We start from the raw sequence: 17,349 nt of genomic DNA on the forward strand, positions 1-17,349 counted from the left end.
GCTTTGATCTCGGCTATCAGCCCGTCGTCGTCCCGCTGGTGCACGGTCTCCGCACGGAACCGGGACGGTGCCCGCCGTCCGTACCGCCGCTCACACCGCCAGCGGCTCCAGATCCCGGTGCGCCCGCCGCTCGTCCCGGGCCAGCCGGGTCAGCGCATGGTCGTCCCCGAGCTGACGGCCCAGCTCCTCCACGGTCTCCGCCCGCAGCGCGGCGGACTCGTCCTTGCGGCCCAGCATGCCGAGCGTGACCGACAGGTTCGAGGCGACCGCCAGCACCTCCGGATGGTGCGGCCCGAGGACCTCCCGCAGCCGGCTCACCGTCCGCTGCTCGATCTGCAGGGCCTCCTCCAGATTGCCGAGGTCCGCCAGCGCGTTGGCGAGGTTGATGGTGCTGAACAGGGCGTGCGGATGGCTGTCGCCGAGGATGGCGCTCATCCTCCGCACCACCTGCACCAGCAGTTGCTCCGCCGTCTCCGGATCGCCGCAGCCCCAGTGGAAGATGCCCAGATTGTTGATGGCCGCCAGGGTGTACGGATGCTTCTCGCCCGGCACCACCATGTACTGGTCGACCACTTCCTGGGCCAGATCCCGGGCCGCGACCGGCTCGCCCGCGGCGAACAGGTCCGCCGCCAGGTTGAGATCGCAGGCCAGGGAGTCGGGGTTGGCCGAGGAGTACTGCGAGCGGTAGCGGTTCCGGGTGGCCGTGGTGAGCCGCCGCGCGTCCTCCAGCTGCCCGGCCCTGCGCAGCGACACCGCGAGCGATTTGGCCGCCGCCAGGGTGCCCGGGAAGGTCCGCCCCAGCTGGTTCTTCAGCAGTTCGTAGGTCCGCGCCAGCAGCACCACCGAATCCTCGTACCGCCCGACCTCCCGCAGATCGCGGGCGAGCGAGGTCGCCGACGACAGGGTGTACGGGTGCACCGGCCCGAGGACCTCGGTCCGCCGGTCGAAAACGTCCTGGTCCAGCTCGCGGGCCCGGGCGTACTGGCCGACCATCCGGAGGTTGAGCGCCAGGTTGTTCGCCGCGGCCAGGGTCCGCGGATGCGACTCGTGGAAGATCTGGCTGAAGCCTTCGTGGGCCTCGGTCGCCAGCTCCATCGCCTGCGCGTACTGCCCCAGCGTCCCGAGGTCCATCGCGAGACCGCTGGTGGTCATGTACGTATGCGGATGGGTCTCGCCCAGCACCACCCGCTGCCGCTCCAGCGTCACCTCGTCCAGCTCCTTGGCCTCCACATAACGGCCCTGGGAGCGAAGGATGTTGGAGAGATGGAAGCGGAGGTAGAGGTACTGGTAGTCGTTGTTGCCCAGCATCTCGCGCCAGGTCTCGCGGACTTCGTTGGCGATGGCCGCGGCGGACTCCCAGTCACCGCGCTTCCAGAGGTAGCGGACCCGGTCGATCAGCAGCCTGCGGGTCTCCGGCTCACGGCAGTTCCGTGCCTCGGAGGTGGACAGGTGCGGCCAGATCGTGGCGAACTGCGGCCAGGTGGAGGGGTTGTCGATGGGCTCGTCGTCGTCCGGCCGGGCCCCGGCCAGCACCTGGTGGACGGCGTGCCGCGCCTTCTGCTGCTCCTCGTCGCTCAGCTGGGCCCTGATCACCGCCTGCACCAGCCGGTGCACCTGGATGCTGTTGTTGACCTGGTCGACCTTGGCCAGGGCGAACCGTCCGATCTCGCGGATCACCCGGCCCAGCACCAGCTTCTCCTGGAGGGAGGCGTCGTACGGCTTGAGGGCGTCGATCATCTCCTTGCTGTACAGCAGATTCGCCGAGATCGGCTCGGGCGCGAAGAAGGCGCAGAGCTGGAGCAGCCGCACCGCGGCCGGCGAGCGCTCCTTGAGCCGCTCGATGGAGACGTTCCAGGTCGCGGCGACCGGCTCGGGATAGCCCGGCGGCTGGTTGAGCGCCAGCACACTGGTGGTCTGTTCCTTCAGCTGCTCCAGATACTCGGCCACCGGGGTCGCGGTCTCCGCGATCCAGGCCGCCGCCTGCTCCACGGCGAGCGGCAGGTCGCCGACGGCCATGGCGACCTGGTCGGCGTCGTCGATGCTCAGCCCGCGGGCCCGGCGCTGGAGGTGCTCGATGGACTCCTCACGGGTGAAGACGTCGATCGGCAGCGCGTCGCCGTACTGCGACCAGGTCTGGTTGCGGGAGGTGACCAGGATGTGCCCCGGGCCCTGCGGCGGGAAGAACCGCTTCAGCTGCTCGGGGTCGTCCGCGTTGTCGAAGACCAGCAGCCAGCGGGTGGACGGCACCCCCCGGCGGAGCAGGTCGATCGCCTCGCGGGAGGCGGCCGCCATGTCCTCCCCGGACTGTGCGCCGAGCCGGCTGGCGAGTTCGGCGAGGCTGGCGACGACATCGTCGACCTGCTCCGCGGAGATCCACCAGACCAGGTCGTAGTCGGCCATGAAGCGGTGTACGTACTCGATGGCCACCTGGGTCTTGCCGACCCCGCCCAGACCGTAGATCGTCTGCGGCTGCGGCAGCACCGCGGCCACCGACATCCCGCCGCCCAGCTGGTCCCGCATCCGCTCCAGGACGACGGCCCGGCCGGTGAAGCCGGGGTTCCGCGGCGGGGCGTTCCAGATCTTCGGTACGGTGCCGGGGAACCGCGGGCCCGGGGCCGAACTGTCCGGCAGCTGCACCGGCCGGTCCAGCGCCCGCAGCAGCGCACTGGTCGCCTGGACCTCGTCGAGCCGGAACAGGTCGACGGGGTTCCGGTCGATGTACGGGGTGGTCAGCCGGACGTCGCCGACCCGGATGGGCAGCAGATGCTGCCGGCCGCCCCCGGGGTCCTCGGCCACGGCCCGGGACCAGACCTCCACCGCGCGGTTCGACTTCATATAGGCGGAGGAGAGCAGGACCACCGTGCGCGCCGCGGTCTCCGGGGTGATCCCGGCCTCGCCGGGCTCCCGCTCCACCGAGACGTCCCGCGGCACGACCCGGAATCCGGCCCGGGTCAGCAGCGCCTCGATCCAGTCCGCCCACATCCGGTTCTCCGCCACATAGCTCAGGAAGAGATCGGCGGGCAGGGCGGGACGGCGCCGGGTGAAGGCGTCCTTGATCCGCAGCCGGGTGTCCTCGCCGACGGTCGGCATGGCGGTGACGGTGTGCTCGGTGATCACCGAGGTGAGCCGTTCGAAGGCGGAGAGCAGCGAGTTGGTCAGACCGGCCTCGTCGCCGAAGGTGGCCAGGGTCTCCTCGTAGGCGTAGTACGGGCGGTACGGGATCTCCACCGCGCCCCAGTAGGCGGTCAGCTCCTCGCCGGCCAGCCCGCTGGGCAGCCGGTCGAACTTGACCCGGGCCAGCGCCCGGCCGGCGTCGGCCTTCTCCTTCTCTCCCTCGTCGATCCGCATCGGCACCGGATAGATCTTGATGTTCCGGCCGCCGTAGCGCTCGTCGATCTGGCGGGCGACGGAGGCCGCGCCGTCGATGGACTGGTCGCTGAGGGTGAAGCAGTCGACCAGGACGTCCGGGAGGTGGACGGTGCAGATGTCCGCGATGTCGGAGAGGCCGGTCCGGCTGTCGATGAGGACGTAGTCGTAGTTGGCCTTCATATCGTCGCGCAGGGCGTCGAAGAAGAGCCCGCCGCCGAGCCGGTCGTAGAAGTTGTCCCAGTCGAAGGTGGAGACGGTCGCCGAGTACTCCCGGTTCTGCTTGCCCGCCGAGACGAAGTCGAGGGTGCCGCCGTCGGGGAACTCCCAGCCGAGGATCTCGGGGGTGAGCGACACCGCGTGCGGCTGGATCCGGGCGTAGTCCCGGTGCCAGTCGTCGCGCCGCGCGGTGTCCGGGGTGATCGCGGCCCAGGCGTACTCCGTGATCAGGTCGATGACACCGGTGGTGGCCCCGAGGGTGGAGGGGTCCAGAAAGGGGTGGAAGAAGCGGTGGAGCCCGGGCGCTTCGAGGTCCCAGTCGACGGCGAGCACCCGCTTGCCGTTGGCCGCCAGGATCCAGGCCGTGTTGGCCAGGGCCATGGTGCGGCCCGTACCGCCCTTGTACGAGTAGAAGGTGACGATGCGTCCGTCACGACTGGCTGTCATCCGTGTCCTCCGCATCGGGGGCAGTTCCACGCAACGTGTCCGGGACGTACTGGGTGGTGCCGTAGTCGGCCATGGGGCCGCGGAGCCTGGGCCGTTCGCCGCGGGCGGCGCCGGGGGGTGGTGCGGGCGGATAGACCTCGGCGTGGCGCAGATACTCCTGCGCCGAGGCCTCCACCACCTGGGGCAGGATCTGGCCGAACGCCTCGATGCTGAAAACCCCTCGGGCGGCGGCCCGGCAGGCGGGCCGGCCGTGGTTCATCGCGTGCGGCATGGTCCGTTCCAGACGTTCGGCGAGTTCCGCCTCGGAGTGGCGGCTCTGGGGATCGTCGCGGTTCCAGGGGACGACCACCGTGACCCACGGCCGGGGCGTGGCGTCGAAGGCGGCCAGCCGGGCGCAGCGCCGGTCGTCGACGAGCGCCCAGCGGTCGATGACCAGGATCTCCGGCCGGGCCGGTGGCTGCGTCGGATCGGGCAGCGTCTCGTGGTCGAAGGAGGAGACCGTCGCCTGGTAGTCCAGCGAGCGGACCAGGTCCTGGGCGACGAACGCCAGGGGCCGCGCGGAGTCCGGATGGTACGGGTTCCAGTCCTGCGACAGTTTGCCGTAGCAGTCCGGGGCGCGGCCCTCGGGGAGATCGTGGTGCGTGGGTGCGGCCACCGTCAGATGCATGGGCCGCGGTCCGCCGGGCCTGCCGAAAGCGCTGGGCGCGTGACGGTAGTCGACGGGACTGCCGGGTGTGACACGGGTGGAGTCGGCGACGGCGACAATGCGTTTGGCGAGTTCATAGACCGCCGCCTCGTACTCCTCGGCGAATATGCGGAGTTTGATCAGGCCGTAGAGTCCGTCCGTCACATATCGGTCGCCGAAGGCCCGGTGGTTGAACTGGAGACGTTCCGCCGGTCCCGGCAGTTGTTCGGGCGGCATCGGCACCCAGAGCGCGGGCACGATCGCCTCGGCCGAGCGGTTGCTCTTCGCCTGGTGATAGATCGCCCGCTGGGCGAATGCGTACCACTCCTTTCCGCACATCTCGCTGGCGAAATAGCGGGGAGAGAAGAGCGGAACGAAGACCCGGCAGTTCGCCAGTACTTCGCCCAGCCGTTCGGACCACCCCTCGCCGGAGCGGATCTCCCGGTCCATGAAGCCCGCCGGAGCCCCGGCGGGCAGGTCGGTCATGGCCATCACATGACCGCAGAGATCGCGGAAGAGCCGCTCGACCCACATGTCCGGGTCGGGGCCCCCCGCTCCGTACCGCGGTGTGTGGGCATAACTCAAGAAGAAGTACGGCCGATGGTCCGCCGTACGTTGCGCTGTTTCCGACACACGACCCCCGTCCTGTGTGAACGCCCGCCCTCGCGCCCGACCTCGAGGGGAGATGCGGGCGAATTAATCATTCCGGAGCCCGGACACTCCTTCCCCCCGTGGTTCAGTCAAATCAACGCCGCTTTTGAGACATCCAGCGGTCCGCATGGCGAACCGCCTCCTTGATCGGAAACAACCGGGCCCGTCGCCCCCCCAACTGCCCCATACGCACCAGCCGGAGAGGGAAATCAGCACCGATCGTGTCAAATTCCGTGTCGTCGAGGACGACATCCTCGTACGTTGTCCATTTCTTACCCCCATCGGGCTGCCGAACCACACAGGAGTAGGACCTTCGGGGCGCACTCGGGTGGTACTCGGCGAGATGGAAGGCGGTGCACACCGAGAAATCCACATTGATCATCAGGACCACGGCACCGGCTTCGTGCAGAGCGCCGAGCGGAGAGTCCCAGCCCAGATGGGATGTGAGGGGATGCCGGGCGAGCAGTTCGGCCGCCCGGGCCCCGATCGCGGTGAACGAGGTCTGCGGATGGCCGCTCCGTACCGCACCCGGCGCGGTGCGTACGGACTCGGCCAGACTGCCCATCCCCTCGCTCGGGGTGGTGGCCGGATCGAAGGCAGGCATCCGCTCCCTGAAGTCCCGCACCCGGTCGTCCGGCATCCCCCGGATCCGGTCCAGATGCGCCTGGGAGGTGGTGGAGTTGGCCGGGGTGAAGGCGGGGGCGACCAGGGTGCCGCCGGGGCCGAGCGCTTCGAGGAGCGCGTCCCGCAGTCCGTCGGCGGCCAGGCCGGTGCCGCGCAGGGCGGCGTGCACCAGCAGCACGCCACCGGGCTCGACGCCCAGCGCGGCGAGTTGCCCGGCCACCGCCCGGTCAGCCATGTCCGCCGCCCTCCCCGGCGGCCCGCTCCCGCGGATCACCCGCCTCCGGCCCGTCCCGGCCTTCCCGCAGTGTCCGGTGTTCGGCGCGCAGCGCGGCCAGCAGGGCGTGTCCGGCCGCGGTGGGTTCCGGGGCCCGCGCCAGCGTGTCCAGGGCCTTACCGGTCCCGTCGGCCGCCCGGGGGTCGAGCGCCGCGAGCCCGATGCGTACGTACGCCTCCTCCAGCAGTACGGCGGCGGACACCGGCCCGGGGGCCCAGGGCGAGGGGTGCCGCCACTGGCCGTCCTGGGCCAGCAGCCCGCCCACCCGGTACAGGGCGCGGAACGTGGCGCGCCGTACTCCGCGGAGCAGTTCCCCGGCGAACGCCGCGGGTGTCGCGGGCCGGGCCAGCCCGAGCACGCCGTAACCCGGTCCGGCCGCGCCGGGGAGTCTGGGCGCGCGCGGTCCGGGCACGCCGGAGGCGGCCAGGGGGGTGAGGGTGGTGAGGACGAAGGCGGCCTCGGCGGCCTGCCGGGGCGCGGCGGCCCGCAGCAGCGGCCAGGCCGCCGTGAGCAGGGCGTCCCATGCGGCGACCTCGTCGTCCCCGAGCCGGGGTGCGGCGGGGGCGGAGTGGCAGTCGCGGTAGGGGTCGAGGTCGTCCAGGCGGAGGACCGGGATCCCGTCGTGTCCGCCGATGGTCCGTACGGGCCGCCAGCCGGGCACCCCGGCGCCCGCGCCGAGCGGGATCCGCAGCACCGGCCGGCCGGCGACCGCCACGGTGAAGCCGTCGCCGTCCGGGCGGACGGCGGCCTCGGCCGGGCCGCCGAGTTCCAGCTCCCCGAGCGCGGGCAGCCTCAGCACCCCGTCGGGGCAGGGCACCCGGACCTCGGGGCCGGAGCCGTCCCGGACGGAGGCGGCGGCGAGATGGGCGGGCAGCCTCCCGGCGAGCGCCGGGACGCCGGGACGGCCCTCCCGCAGCGCGGCGAGGGTGTCGTCGAGCCAGTTCCGGGTGTACGGGTGGTCCCAGAGCCGGTCGAGGACGTCACCGCTCTCGTCCAGCGCGAGCAACAGCTCCCAGGCGTCCTCCCAGACGGCGCCGCCGCGCCCGGCGAGTTCGCCGGTGAGGGTGCCGCTGAGCATCCGGGTGACGTCCTGGTCGTCGGCGAGGAGGGCGCCGGGCTCGGTGACGGCGAGGGGCACCAGCTCTCCGCCGATCCGCCGTTCGACCCCGCGGACGAGGGCTTCCAGGTCGGCGCAGTAGACGGAGGTGTTGTCGAACTCGTTCTCGGTGCGGTAGCGGTGGGTATAGAGCCCGCCGCCGCAGGAGCGCACCACGGGGCAGTCGCGGCAGGTGTCGCTCACCGAGGCGAGCCCCAACTGCCGGGCCCTGACCCCGGGATGCGCGGCGACCTCGTCGAACGAGTGCCGCAGCACGTCGAACCCGGTCGCCGCGGCACCTTCGTAGGCGCTCTTGAGCGAGTCGACCTGTTCGAGGGCGCCGTCCGTCTCGACGACCACCAGATCGGTCGGGGCCAGACCGAGGGACTCGGTGAGGCTGGGGCCGCCCGCGAGGGTGGAGAAGAGCGATTCGAAGAGCCGGACCGGGACCGGGCGCCCGGCGGCGTCCCAGCGGTCGAAGATCTTGAGCAGCCAGTCGGCGTACGCGGTGGGCGAGCCGTCCGGGCGGGCCGGGGGCTGGTCCCAGGTCGCGTGCGGCAGCAGGAAGTCGATCCGCGGCGGCGCCAGCTCGGCCAGTGCGTCGTAGACGGCGACGGGGTCGTTGGCCACGTCGACCGTGCACAGCAGTCCGAGGTAGAGATGGCGGTAGCGGTCCTGCCGGAGCAGCTCCACGGCCTTCAGTACGAGGGGGTGGCTGGTACGGCCGTCGGCGAAGCGGCGGTGCCGGTCGTTGGCGGACCGGTCTCCGTCGAGGGAGATGCCGACCTTGAGCCCGTATTCGGCGAAGAGGTCGAGATACCGGGGGCTCAGCTGTAAGCCGTTGGTGTGGATCCGGAGATCCAGTTCGGCGATACCGTCCAGCGCGCGGGTGAGTTCCTCGCAGACGCGGCGCAGTCGCACGGGCCCTGCCAGCAGTGGCTCCCCTCCGTGCAGGATCACTGACACGGAGGGCAGGGCATGATTTTTGGCATGCTCGGCCAGTCGCAGAGCTGTCCAGGTAATCGCTTCGTCAGAGATTGCCTTCGGGCGGGTTCGCCAGCTCTGATCAGCGTGTTCATAGATATAGCAGTGGTCGCAGGCGAGATCGCACCGGCTGTGCACCTTGAGAACGATCTCGCGGAATGGGACCAGCGGTCCTGTCATTCCACCAGTCTAGTGGTCCGGAGGCGGCAAAGTAGCCGAAACGCAGACCAAGCAGACTAGAGCGACGAGTTGAACGTGGCGATGCGCACGGGGCGTTCGGCTGCCGGGGCGGCCCCCGTCTTCTTCACCGCGCCGCGCTCGGACTGCGGCAGGGAGACTCGGTTGCGCTTCGCCGCGGCGAAGGATGCGGAGTTCGTCATGGGGGCCGTCCTTATTGATCTGTGTACATGATCGCGCACGATCTGGCTGTACAGCACGGATAACCAGGCACCATTGCGGCGCCCGGCGGCACGACTCTACTCTCAAGTTCACCCGGAGCAACTCAGCTAGTGAAGACGTAACAGTTAGAGTTGCTTCATATTCTGTCAGGAAGGCGCGGAGGAAGCGATTCCACCTCTCGGGTGAGGCTGACGGCATAACTGCAGACAGGGGGAGGCATGTCCGGCAATCCCGGCCCGGCGGACGGCATCGTGTTCCGCAATACCGATCTACCTGCGCTTTTCCATCACACGGATGCCGTGGCCATCACCCGCCAGCGCCAGGCGGTCGGCTCCGTACGCCGCCGGCTGCTGCTGCTCGTGGTGGGCGCCGCGGCCGCCGCGCTGCCCGCCTGGAAGCTCGGTGACACGTTCCAACTCGCGTCGGCGATCAGCGTGTTGGCGTATGCGGGAGTCCTGTTGATCGGTGCCCGCGCGTCCCGCAGCGGGGCGACGTCGCACTGGCAACTGAACCGTTCCGCCGCCGAGTACATCAAGTCCATGTGCTGGCGGTATTCCGTGCATGGAGCACCCTTTGACGCGCGCTCCGCCGACCCGGACGAATTGTTCGCCCAGCGTCTCGAAGAAGGACTCCGGGAGCTGTCGAAAGTGGGCTGGCGGGATCCCCGTCCGGACATTCCCGGGGTGGCCTCGGGAGAACTGATCACCCCGGCCATGCGAAGACTCCGGGAACAGGAGTTCGGGCTGCGCCGGGAGACCTACATCCGCGACCGGCTGATCGAACAGCGGAACTGGTACCACCGCAGTGCGGAGAACTCCCGCCGGGCCACTCTGGTGTGGTCGGGCACCATCGCCGTCCTCACTCTGCTGGCGCTCGCCCTTTCGCTGCTGCACACGTTCTCGGTGGCCGAGTCGGTCGACGCCCTGGGGACGCTCTCCGCCGCCGCCGCGGCCTGTCTGGCCTGGAGCGAGATCCGCCGCCGCCGTCCGCTGATCGCCGCCCACTCGCTGGTCGAGGAGGACCTCGCGGCGATGCACTCGGCGATGGAGACCTCGGTGACGGAGGCACAGTGGCCGTCCGCGGTCTACGAGACGGAGCGCATCGTGTCGCCGCAGCATACGGACTGGCTGGTGCGGCACCGCAGTTGAACACCTCCGCGGAAGGCGGGCAGCGCCCGTCCGAACGCGGCCGAACGCCGGGCGCCGGGCGCGGCTGAATGCCGGGCGCGGCCGGGCCCGGCCCGCGGTACGCCCGCCGCCGTTGAACACCGTCCGCGCGGCGGGCCCGGGGGTCAGGGGCGCAGCAGGCCGTCCTGCCAGATGACGGTGACGGGTTTCCCGAGGTCACGCGCGTAGTGGACGATGTCGGCCGTGCCGCCGAGGCCCCGGGAGGGCCCGCCGTCCCAGACCGCGAGCAGCCGGTCGCAGTTGTCGGCGATATAGGCGCCGGCCGCGTAGTAGGCCTCGTCGGTGGAGTGCCGGAAGCCGAGCCGCACCTCCCTGGTGGCCCGGCGCCGGTAGGCCCGGAAGGAGTCCAGCTCGCCGGGGGCGAACCCGTCCTCGTAGTCCTCGCTGGGGATGACGGCGGTCAGTGTTCCGCCGCAGTCCAGGGCGAGTCCGGCGAAGAGCTGGTCCGCGCCGATGGCCAGGCTCGAATAGGCCTCGAAGCCCTCCTCGCACCGGCGGAAGGCCGCCAGCAGCCCGGCCCGGATGTCCGCGTGGCCTTCCGGGGGAATGATGCGGTGGCCGGTGATACCGATGCGCTTCACTGCCGTGCGACCCCCCGTGTCCTGCGGCGTGCCCTGTGCTCCGACATGGTCCCAGAACGCGGCCCGTCGTCGAGACCCCGTCCGGATGGAGGACGGGCGCACGGGGCCGCGGGTTGACCGGCGGGCGGCACCGCGGTGCTCCCGGAGCCCCCGCGCGGGCCACGGAGCGCCCCCGGCCGGGGGTTTGGTGTACCGAACCGCCCGGCCGGTACGACCGGCCGGGACCGGCTACGGACTGCCGCCACCGGCCGCCGGGCGTCGGCGGGTCCGCACCCGGCGCTCCCCCGCGGCCACCGGGACGGCGAGGGTGTTGCCCGGTGGCGGGAACGGGCAGATGAAGTGGTCCGCGAAGGCGCAGGGCGGCAGCAGGGCCCGGTTGAAGTCGACCGTGACCGAGCCGTCCGCCGCCGGGGGCCGGGGCCGCAGAAAGCGGAAGCGGTAGCTGGTTCCCGGCCCGTCCTCGCCGCCGGGGCCGGTACCGGTACCGGGGCCGGCCGGCTCGGTGGCGGTGCCGGTGCCGGTGCCGGTGGGAACGGCACCGGTCGGATCGGTGAAGACCGCCCACAGGGAGCCGTCGTCCTCGACGGCGACCCGCAGGGTCCGTTCGGCGCCGCCGAGCCGGAAGGCGATCTCGCCGTCGAGGCCGAGGCTCCGGGCCGCGCCGTCCGCGTTCGCGACCCGGAGCCCGGTCCGCCGCTCGTACGGCAGATAGCGCCCGGGCAGTACCCAGCGGGCGTCGTACGGCGTCGCCTCGATGCCGTCGAAGGCCCGCCGCGCGGGGGCGGCCGGGTCGAAGTCGCGGACCGCCCAGAGCCCTTCGCGCCGCAGGACCACCAGACGGCGTTCGCCGTGGCCGGTACGGGCCGCGGGGACCGGGCCGTGGTCGGCGGTGAGCCGGACCTCCCCGGCGAACGGCGCGCCGTCGAGGGTGAGTCCGTCGTCGGCGGAGGCCGTGAGCCGTACCGCGTCGCCGTCGGCGGTCCACCGCCCGGGGACGCCGGAGACCTGTCCGTCCGGGTGGTCGTCGAGCCAGTGGGTGCCGGTGAGGGAGAGCGGTCCGTAGGGCCCGGCGACGGTCGCGGCCCGGCGCTCGTGCCAGAGCTGCCAGTCCGCCGCGGCCCGGCCGTCGCCGGACGGACCGTCGCCGGTCCCGGTGCGGTGCTGTACGGAGTCGGCCATGCCGGTCAGCCTGCCATGCGGGGGCGCGTGGGCACAGGACCGCTCGGGCGCCGCGCGCCGGGCGCCCGTGGATGCTTCCGTGCTCCGGTACGGCCGGTGGGCCCCGGAAGCCGGTGCCGTCAGCCGTCGCAGGGGCAGCAGCACTCGCATTCGCAGCAGTCACAGCAGTCGCAGCAGTCGCCGCCGAGGCCCTTGCGCCTTCTGCGGGACCAGGGGCCTTCGTAGCTCTTGCGGCAGCAGGGCCGGCAGGTGCCCCAGACCACGAGGGCGGCGCCGCAGCCGCCGAGGAAGCTGCGGGGCCGGGGCCGGCCGCCGGAGCCCGGGTCGCCGTCCGGTCCGGACGGCGGGTCGCCGTCCCCCCATCCGCCGCCGCTTCCGGAGCCTCCGCTCAGGCGCCCGCCGTAGAGGCTTCCCCCACCGTCCGGACTTCCCCCGTCGGCGCTTCCGGAGCCCGCGCTCAGGCGTCCGCCGTACAGGCCTCCCCCGCCCTCCGGACTTCCCCCGCCGTACGGGTTCCCGGTGCCCCGGCCGGAACCGGACGCCGATGTCCGCCCCTCGTGGCGGTGGGTGCAGGAGACGGTGCCGAAGGTCCGGTCGACGGCCGCCCGCAGCTCGTGGGCGAGCAGCGCATGGACCAGCTTGTCGTCGGTGAACTCCGCGTCGCGCAGGGCGAGCCGGACCCCGTGCACCGCGTCGTCGGCGAGCCTGCGCGCCTCGGTGAGCGGAGTGGCCGTGGCGGTCAGCGGATTCCAGGCGCCGGCCGCCGCGTCCGCCGTCCGGTCCTCCACCGCGTCCAGCAGATGCGCGAGGCGGCCGAAGAGCCGCCCGGCCTCGGCCAGCGGGGCGATGTTGCCGGGGCGTCCGGCGAGGACCGCGGTATGGGCGAAGGCGGCCGCGGTCGCGGTCTCGGTGGGCTCGGTGACGGCGAGCAGGGAGGTCCCGGGCCCGGCCGCGGCCTCCACTCCGGACTGCCGGTCGACGGCGTCCAGCAGGACGGCCGTGTCGAAGCCCAGTTCGGCGCCGGTACGGGCGCCCGCCCGGTCCCAGCCCGCGGCCACCCGGCGGGCGGCCCCGGCCAGCGGACGGCGGGCCAGTACTCCGTCCCGGTCGGCGACGTGGTCGCGCATCTTCGCCGACGCCAGCACCAGCGAGACGGCCGCGGCCAGCCTGGCTCCCTCGCCCCGGGCCACCGGCGCGGTGCGCATACCGCGCAGCGGGCAGGGCCCCGCGGTACGGCGTGCGCCGGGCGCACGTTCGGACTGAGCCTCCGTCAGGACCGAGATGATCAACCCGTCGTAGTTGGTCACCACCCGGGCGAACTGGCCGTGGTCGGCGCGGAGCGCCAGACAGAGCCCGCACAGATGAGCCATCCACTCGGTCTTGAGCCCATCGGTCAGCCGATGGGCACAAGGCCTGACTATTCCGAACAAAACGTCCCCCCGCACGACCGTTCAGACGGTGATTGTCACACCGCTCGGGCATGGTGATCAGACACCAGTGCGGCACCGGACGGTTCCTCACATCACCCATCCGGCTCGACTTTCATATTTTGAGCAGATCATGCGCCTTATTCGGGAAGGAAGCTGACGAACCACCACAAGTTCTGCACCAGTAACGTCACGAATCCCCTGCGCGACGGCAATCCACTTGGCACCCGGTCCGCATGATGGACGACCATAGGGGCAGGGACGACAACAGACCGCCGGGACGGCGGAACACGGAGAAAGGAGGCGTCGATGGGATCTGTTCGCAAGGCGAGCGCCTGGCTGGGACTCGTCGAGGACAGCGACGACCGCTACTACGCCGACGGCGGCTACGACGGCGAGTACGCCGAGGCCGCCGACACCGGCGAGGTGTGGGCCACCGACCCGCGGGTCAGGGTCGCCTCCGAATCCGCCGCCCAGGAGGACGGCCGCCGGATCGCGACCGTCTCCCCCACCTGCTTCCGGGACGCCCGGGGTATCGGCGAGCTGTTCCGTGACGGTGTCCCCGTGATCGTCAATCTGACGTCGCTGGAGCCCGCCGACGCCAAGCGCGTGGTGGACTTCGCCGCCGGGCTGACGTTCGGGCTCCGCGGTTCCATCGACCGGGTCGCGACCCGGGTCTTCCTGCTGAGCCCCGCGGACACCCGGGTCGTCAGCGGTGAGGGCCCGAACGCCCGGGACGGCTTCTTCAACCAGAGCTGAGCGGGTGCGGCGCGCCTCACGGCCGCCGCGCCCGCCCGGCCGGCTTTCTCCGCTCCTCCCCCGCCCCCGTCACCCGTACGCCCGCCGCCGGAACCACCGGCGAAGCCGCCCTCACCGTCACCACCGTCAGCGGAACGCGTCCTGCCCGGTGAGCGCCTTGCCCAGCACGAGCTGGTGCATCTCCACGGTGCCCTCGTAGGTGAGCACGGACTCCAGATTGGTCGCGTGCCGCATCACCGGGTACTCCAGGGAGATGCCGTTCGCGCCCAGGATCGTGCGCGCGGTACGGCAGATCTCGATGGCCTCGCGCACATTGTTGAGCTTTCCGAAGCTGACCTGCTCGGGCCGGAGCCTGCCCGCGTCCATCCGGCGCCCCAGATGGTGGGCGAGGAGGATCCCCTTGTGCAGTTCCAGGGCCATATCGGCGAGCTTGGCCTGGGTGAGCTGGAAGCCCCCGATGGGACGGCCGAACTGCTCCCGGGTACGGGAGTACGCGAGCGCGGCGGCGAAACTCGACCGCGCCGCGCCCATCGAGCCCCAGACGATCCCGTAACGGGCGTGGTTGAGGCAGCTCAGCGGCGCCCGCAGCCCGTCCGCCCCGGGCAGTACGGCATCGGCGGGCAGACGCACCCCGTCGAGCACCAGCTCGCTGGTGACACTGGCCCGCAGCGACCACTTGTGGTGGATCTCCGGCGCGGTGAAGCCCGGTGTCCCGGCGGGGACCAGAAAGCCGCGGACGCCCTCGTCCGTACGCGCCCAGACGACGGCGACCCCGGCGACGGAGCCGTTGGTGATCCACATCTTGCGCCCGTCGAGGACCCAGTCGGAGCCGTCCCGCCGGGCCCGGGTGCGCATCCCCGCCGGGTCGGAGCCCTGGTCGGGCTCGGTGAGCCCGAAGCAGCCGATGATCTCGCCGGACGCCATGCCCGGCAGCCAGCGCTCGCGCTGCTCCTCGGAGCCGTAGCGGTGGATCGCGTACATCGCCAGCGAACCCTGGACCGAGACCAGGGAGCGGATACCGGAGTCGGCGGCCTCCAGCTCCAGACAGGCCAGTCCGTACTGAACGGCGCTCGCGCCGGTGCAGCCGTAGCCGGTGAGCGTCATGCCCAGGGCGCCGAGCGCCCCCAGCTCCCGGGCCAGCTCCCGGATACCGGGCAGCCGCCCCTGCTCGTACCACTCGGCGATGTACGGGGCGATCCGGTCGGCCGCCCAGCCGCGCACGGTGTCTCGGACGGCCAGTTCGTCCGGGGCGAGCAGCTCGTCGAGGCCCAGCGGATCGTCCGGATCGAAGGGCGCGGGCTTGGCGGACACGGTCATGGCGGCAACCTCCGGGCGCTGGTCGGCGGGGCGGGGCCCGGGACGGGCGGCCGCCGCACCGAAAACTAGCAGCGATAGGCCGAACGGGAGGTGTCGGTCCCGCCACATTCCGTACGGTCCGGAGGGGTTGCTCAGCCGCGGTGCACCACCTCGCGGCCCGGGCCGCGGCTCGGGGGGACCGATACGGCACGGGCCCGGGGGCCGGAGCCGGTGCGCTCGCCGGACTCGCCGCCCGGGTCCGGGCAGCGGGGCCCGGCGGCGGCCCGGTCGTCGGCGGACTTCGGCAGCCGGAGCGCGGCCAGCGCGCCGAGGAGCAGCAGCCCGGCGCTGACCACGAGGGTCACATGCAGTCCGCGGACGAAGGACTCCCGCGCGGTGGCCCGCAGCAGCTCCCCCGCGGCCCCGCCGAGCCGTTCGGCGACCTGCTGGGCCTCGCCCAGGGAGTGCGCCGCGTCCTCGGCGGCGGACCGGGGCACCCCGGACAGGCCGCCGAAACCGGGGGCGTACGCCGCGTTCATCACGCTGCCCAGCAGTGCGATGCCCATCCCGGCGCCGAGCTGGTAGGAGGTCTCGCCGATGGCGGCGGCGCCGCCCGCATGCTCCGCGGGGGCCTCGCTGAGCATCGACTCGTACGCCGCGAACAGCGTCGTCTGGAGGCCGAAGCCGAGCAGGACGAAGCCGGTGGCGAGCAGGGCCGGCCGGTCGTGCTCGCCCATCAGGGTCAGCAGCAGCACCGCGCCCGCGGTCAGGACGAACCCGCCGCCCGCCATCCGCCGCGGGCCGATGTACCGCAGGGTGTACGAGCCGGTGGCACCGGCGGCCATCGCCGCGAAGGTCAGCGGCAGCAGCCGGAGCCCGGTCTCCAGCGGACTCAGCCCGAGCACCAGCTGGAGGTACTGGACCGCGATCAGCTCCAGGCCGACCAGGGCCAGCATGCAGAGCACGATGCAGCCCACGGCCGTGGCGAAGGTGGGGGTGGCGAACAGCCGGACGTCGATCAGCGGATGGGTGCGGCGGCGCTGCCGCCGGACGAAGAGCACCAGCAGCGCGGCGCCCGTCAGCAGCGGCAGCGCGGTGGCGGGTTCGAAGGGGTGGTGGCCGACCCCGAGCCGCTTCACCCCGAGCACCAGTCCGAGCACACCGCCCGCGGCCGTCAGGGCGCCGAGGACGTCCCACGGCCCGTCGGACGCGCCCCGGGACTCCGGCAGGAGACCGGCGCCCAGCGGCAGGATCACCGCCATCAGCGGGATGTTGATCAGAAAGACCGAGCCCCACCAGAAGTGTTCGATCAGAAAGCCGCCGAGGACGGGGCCGGCCGCCGCGCCGACGGCGGCGACCGCCGTCCAGATACCGATGGCGGTGGCCCGCTCGCGCCGGTCGGGGAAGACGGAGCGGAGCACGGAGAGCGTGGCCGGCATGATCATTGCGCCGCCGACGCCCAGCAGGGCGCGGGCCGCGATCAGCACCTCGGGGGTGCTCGCCCAGGCCGCCAGCGCGGAGGCCGCCCCGAAGACCCCGTAGCCGATGAGCAGCACCCGCCGCCGTCCGACGCGGTCGCCGAGGGTGCCGAAGAGGATCAGGAGCGCGGCGCAGACCAGGGGGTAGGCGTCGACGATCCAGAGCAGCTGGACGCCGGTGGGGCGCAGGTCCTCGGTGACCGCCGGAACGGCGACATGGAGCACGGTGGCGTCCACGGCGACCAGCAGCAGACTGACGCAGAGGACGAGGAGGACGACCCAGCGGTTGGTCCCGCCGTCCGCGGCGCGCAGCCGCGCCACGGCACCGGTCGTCCCTGCCATGCCTGCTACCTCCAGTGGTTCCCTCGCACCCGGCGGACCCGGCCGTGTGGGAGGACGGGGACGATCCCAGCGGCGTTCCGGCATCGGCGTACGAGTGAGCCGCAAGCGTACGCGAGTTCAGGTCACCGGCGCGTGGCCGACCTCCCGACCGGGGGCGCGCCGGGGTGTGGCGTACGCCACCCTGCCCTTCGGTTCCCGTATGAGAAAAAATTCATACGGGCATGCGATGAACGGCAATTGAGGTACGGCCGGGATCGAAAGGGCTTTCCGGTCGCCCTGTCCCGGCGAAACCGGGCGGGCCGGGGCGGGCAAACGGCGGACCGTTCCCGGGCATTACGCCACGGCTGCTCCTGGA

The 17,349-nt window shown here is 72.1% G+C and carries 12 protein-coding genes; 2 read left to right on the top strand and 10 right to left on the bottom strand.

The window, feature by feature from the left end:
* Positions 1–90: 90 nt before the first annotated feature.
* From fxsT to ACWDR0_RS22085, 5 genes are all read right to left on the bottom strand, one after another.
* A complete protein-coding gene (gene fxsT / locus ACWDR0_RS22065; RefSeq protein ID WP_456353437.1) occupies positions 91–4,032 on the bottom strand; it encodes an FxSxx-COOH system tetratricopeptide repeat protein in 3,942 nt (1,313 codons plus the stop codon).
* Complete coding sequence (locus tag ACWDR0_RS22070) at positions 4,016–5,350, bottom strand: TIR-like protein FxsC (RefSeq protein WP_456353438.1); 1,335 nt, start codon at positions 5,348–5,350, stop codon at positions 4,016–4,018. The genes fxsT and ACWDR0_RS22070 overlap by 17 nt, the downstream gene beginning before the upstream one ends.
* A gap of 112 nt (positions 5,351–5,462) precedes the next feature.
* Positions 5,463–6,227: an aminoglycoside N(3)-acetyltransferase gene (locus ACWDR0_RS22075; RefSeq protein ID WP_456353439.1), complete on the bottom strand. Its 765-nt coding sequence runs from the start codon at positions 6,225–6,227 to the stop codon at positions 5,463–5,465.
* Positions 6,220–8,526 carry a radical SAM/SPASM protein FxsBH, inactivated beta-hydroxylase extension form gene (gene fxsBH / locus ACWDR0_RS22080; RefSeq protein ID WP_456353440.1) on the bottom strand — a complete coding sequence of 769 codons (2,307 nt, stop codon included), beginning with the start codon at positions 8,524–8,526 and terminating at the stop codon, positions 6,220–6,222. Before fxsBH ends, ACWDR0_RS22075 begins: the two co-directional genes overlap by 8 nt.
* Positions 8,527–8,582: 56 nt before the next feature.
* Positions 8,583–8,726 carry a hypothetical protein gene (locus ACWDR0_RS22085; RefSeq protein WP_456353441.1) on the bottom strand — a complete coding sequence of 48 codons (144 nt, stop codon included), beginning with the start codon at positions 8,724–8,726 and terminating at the stop codon, positions 8,583–8,585.
* Positions 8,727–8,963: 237 nt separating this feature from the next.
* On the opposite strand from ACWDR0_RS22085, the gene ACWDR0_RS22090 reads away from it, so the two are divergent.
* Positions 8,964–9,893 carry a DUF4231 domain-containing protein gene (locus ACWDR0_RS22090; RefSeq protein WP_456353442.1) on the top strand — a complete coding sequence of 310 codons (930 nt, stop codon included), beginning with the start codon at positions 8,964–8,966 and terminating at the stop codon, positions 9,891–9,893.
* Positions 9,894–10,036: 143 nt separating this feature from the next.
* On the opposite strand, the gene ACWDR0_RS22095 is transcribed toward ACWDR0_RS22090, so the two are convergent.
* The 3 genes from ACWDR0_RS22095 to ACWDR0_RS22105 all read right to left on the bottom strand — a co-directional run bounded on the left by ACWDR0_RS22095 (position 10,037) and on the right by ACWDR0_RS22105 (position 13,122).
* The gene (locus ACWDR0_RS22095; RefSeq protein WP_456353443.1) at positions 10,037–10,513 is read right to left on the bottom strand and encodes a hypothetical protein; all 477 of its coding nucleotides are present in this window, start codon (positions 10,511–10,513) and stop codon (positions 10,037–10,039) included.
* Positions 10,514–10,741: 228 nt separating this feature from the next.
* Positions 10,742–11,692 carry a DUF1684 domain-containing protein gene (locus tag ACWDR0_RS22100; RefSeq protein WP_456353444.1) on the bottom strand — a complete coding sequence of 317 codons (951 nt, stop codon included), beginning with the start codon at positions 11,690–11,692 and terminating at the stop codon, positions 10,742–10,744.
* A gap of 119 nt (positions 11,693–11,811) precedes the next feature.
* On the bottom strand, positions 11,812–13,122 hold the full coding sequence (locus ACWDR0_RS22105; protein ID WP_456353445.1) for a DUF5685 family protein: 1,311 nt from the start codon (positions 13,120–13,122) through the stop codon (positions 11,812–11,814).
* Positions 13,123–13,428: 306 nt separating this feature from the next.
* Between ACWDR0_RS22105 and ACWDR0_RS22110 the strand changes: the two genes are divergently transcribed.
* Positions 13,429–13,878 (top strand): cell division protein SepF, encoded by a 450-nt coding sequence (locus tag ACWDR0_RS22110; RefSeq protein ID WP_456353446.1) that lies wholly within the window; start codon positions 13,429–13,431, stop codon positions 13,876–13,878.
* Positions 13,879–14,004: 126 nt separating this feature from the next.
* Here ACWDR0_RS22110 and ACWDR0_RS22115 read toward each other — a convergent pair whose 3' ends face one another.
* Together ACWDR0_RS22115 and ACWDR0_RS22120 are read right to left on the bottom strand one after the other, a co-directional pair.
* Positions 14,005–15,195 (bottom strand): acyl-CoA dehydrogenase family protein, encoded by a 1,191-nt coding sequence (locus ACWDR0_RS22115; protein WP_456353447.1) that lies wholly within the window; start codon positions 15,193–15,195, stop codon positions 14,005–14,007.
* A 131-nt stretch (positions 15,196–15,326) separates the two neighbouring features.
* A complete protein-coding gene (locus ACWDR0_RS22120) occupies positions 15,327–16,994 on the bottom strand; it encodes an MFS transporter (protein WP_456353448.1) in 1,668 nt (555 codons plus the stop codon).
* Positions 16,995–17,349: the final 355 nt, after the last annotated feature.

It is taken from the genome of Streptomyces sp. NPDC003691 (assembly GCF_053981115.1).

Bases quoted from the DNA above. Each gene is read 5' to 3' on its own strand.
- fxsBH (WP_456353440.1), bottom strand. From the start codon at position 8,526: ATGACAGGACCGCTGGTCCCATTCCGCGAGATCGTTCTCAAGGTGCAC.
- fxsT (WP_456353437.1), bottom strand. From the start codon at position 4,032: ATGACAGCCAGTCGTGACGGACGCATCGTCACCTTCTACTCGTACAAG.
- ACWDR0_RS22100 (WP_456353444.1), bottom strand. From the start codon at position 11,692: ATGGCCGACTCCGTACAGCACCGCACCGGGACCGGCGACGGTCCGTCC.
- ACWDR0_RS22115 (WP_456353447.1), bottom strand. From the start codon at position 15,195: ATGACCGTGTCCGCCAAGCCCGCGCCCTTCGATCCGGACGATCCGCTG.
- ACWDR0_RS22110 (WP_456353446.1), top strand. From the start codon at position 13,429: ATGGGATCTGTTCGCAAGGCGAGCGCCTGGCTGGGACTCGTCGAGGAC.
- ACWDR0_RS22085 (WP_456353441.1), bottom strand. From the start codon at position 8,726: ATGACGAACTCCGCATCCTTCGCCGCGGCGAAGCGCAACCGAGTCTCC.
- ACWDR0_RS22075 (WP_456353439.1), bottom strand. From the start codon at position 6,227: ATGGCTGACCGGGCGGTGGCCGGGCAACTCGCCGCGCTGGGCGTCGAG.
- ACWDR0_RS22120 (WP_456353448.1), bottom strand. From the start codon at position 16,994: ATGGCAGGGACGACCGGTGCCGTGGCGCGGCTGCGCGCCGCGGACGGC.
- ACWDR0_RS22090 (WP_456353442.1), top strand. From the start codon at position 8,964: ATGTCCGGCAATCCCGGCCCGGCGGACGGCATCGTGTTCCGCAATACC.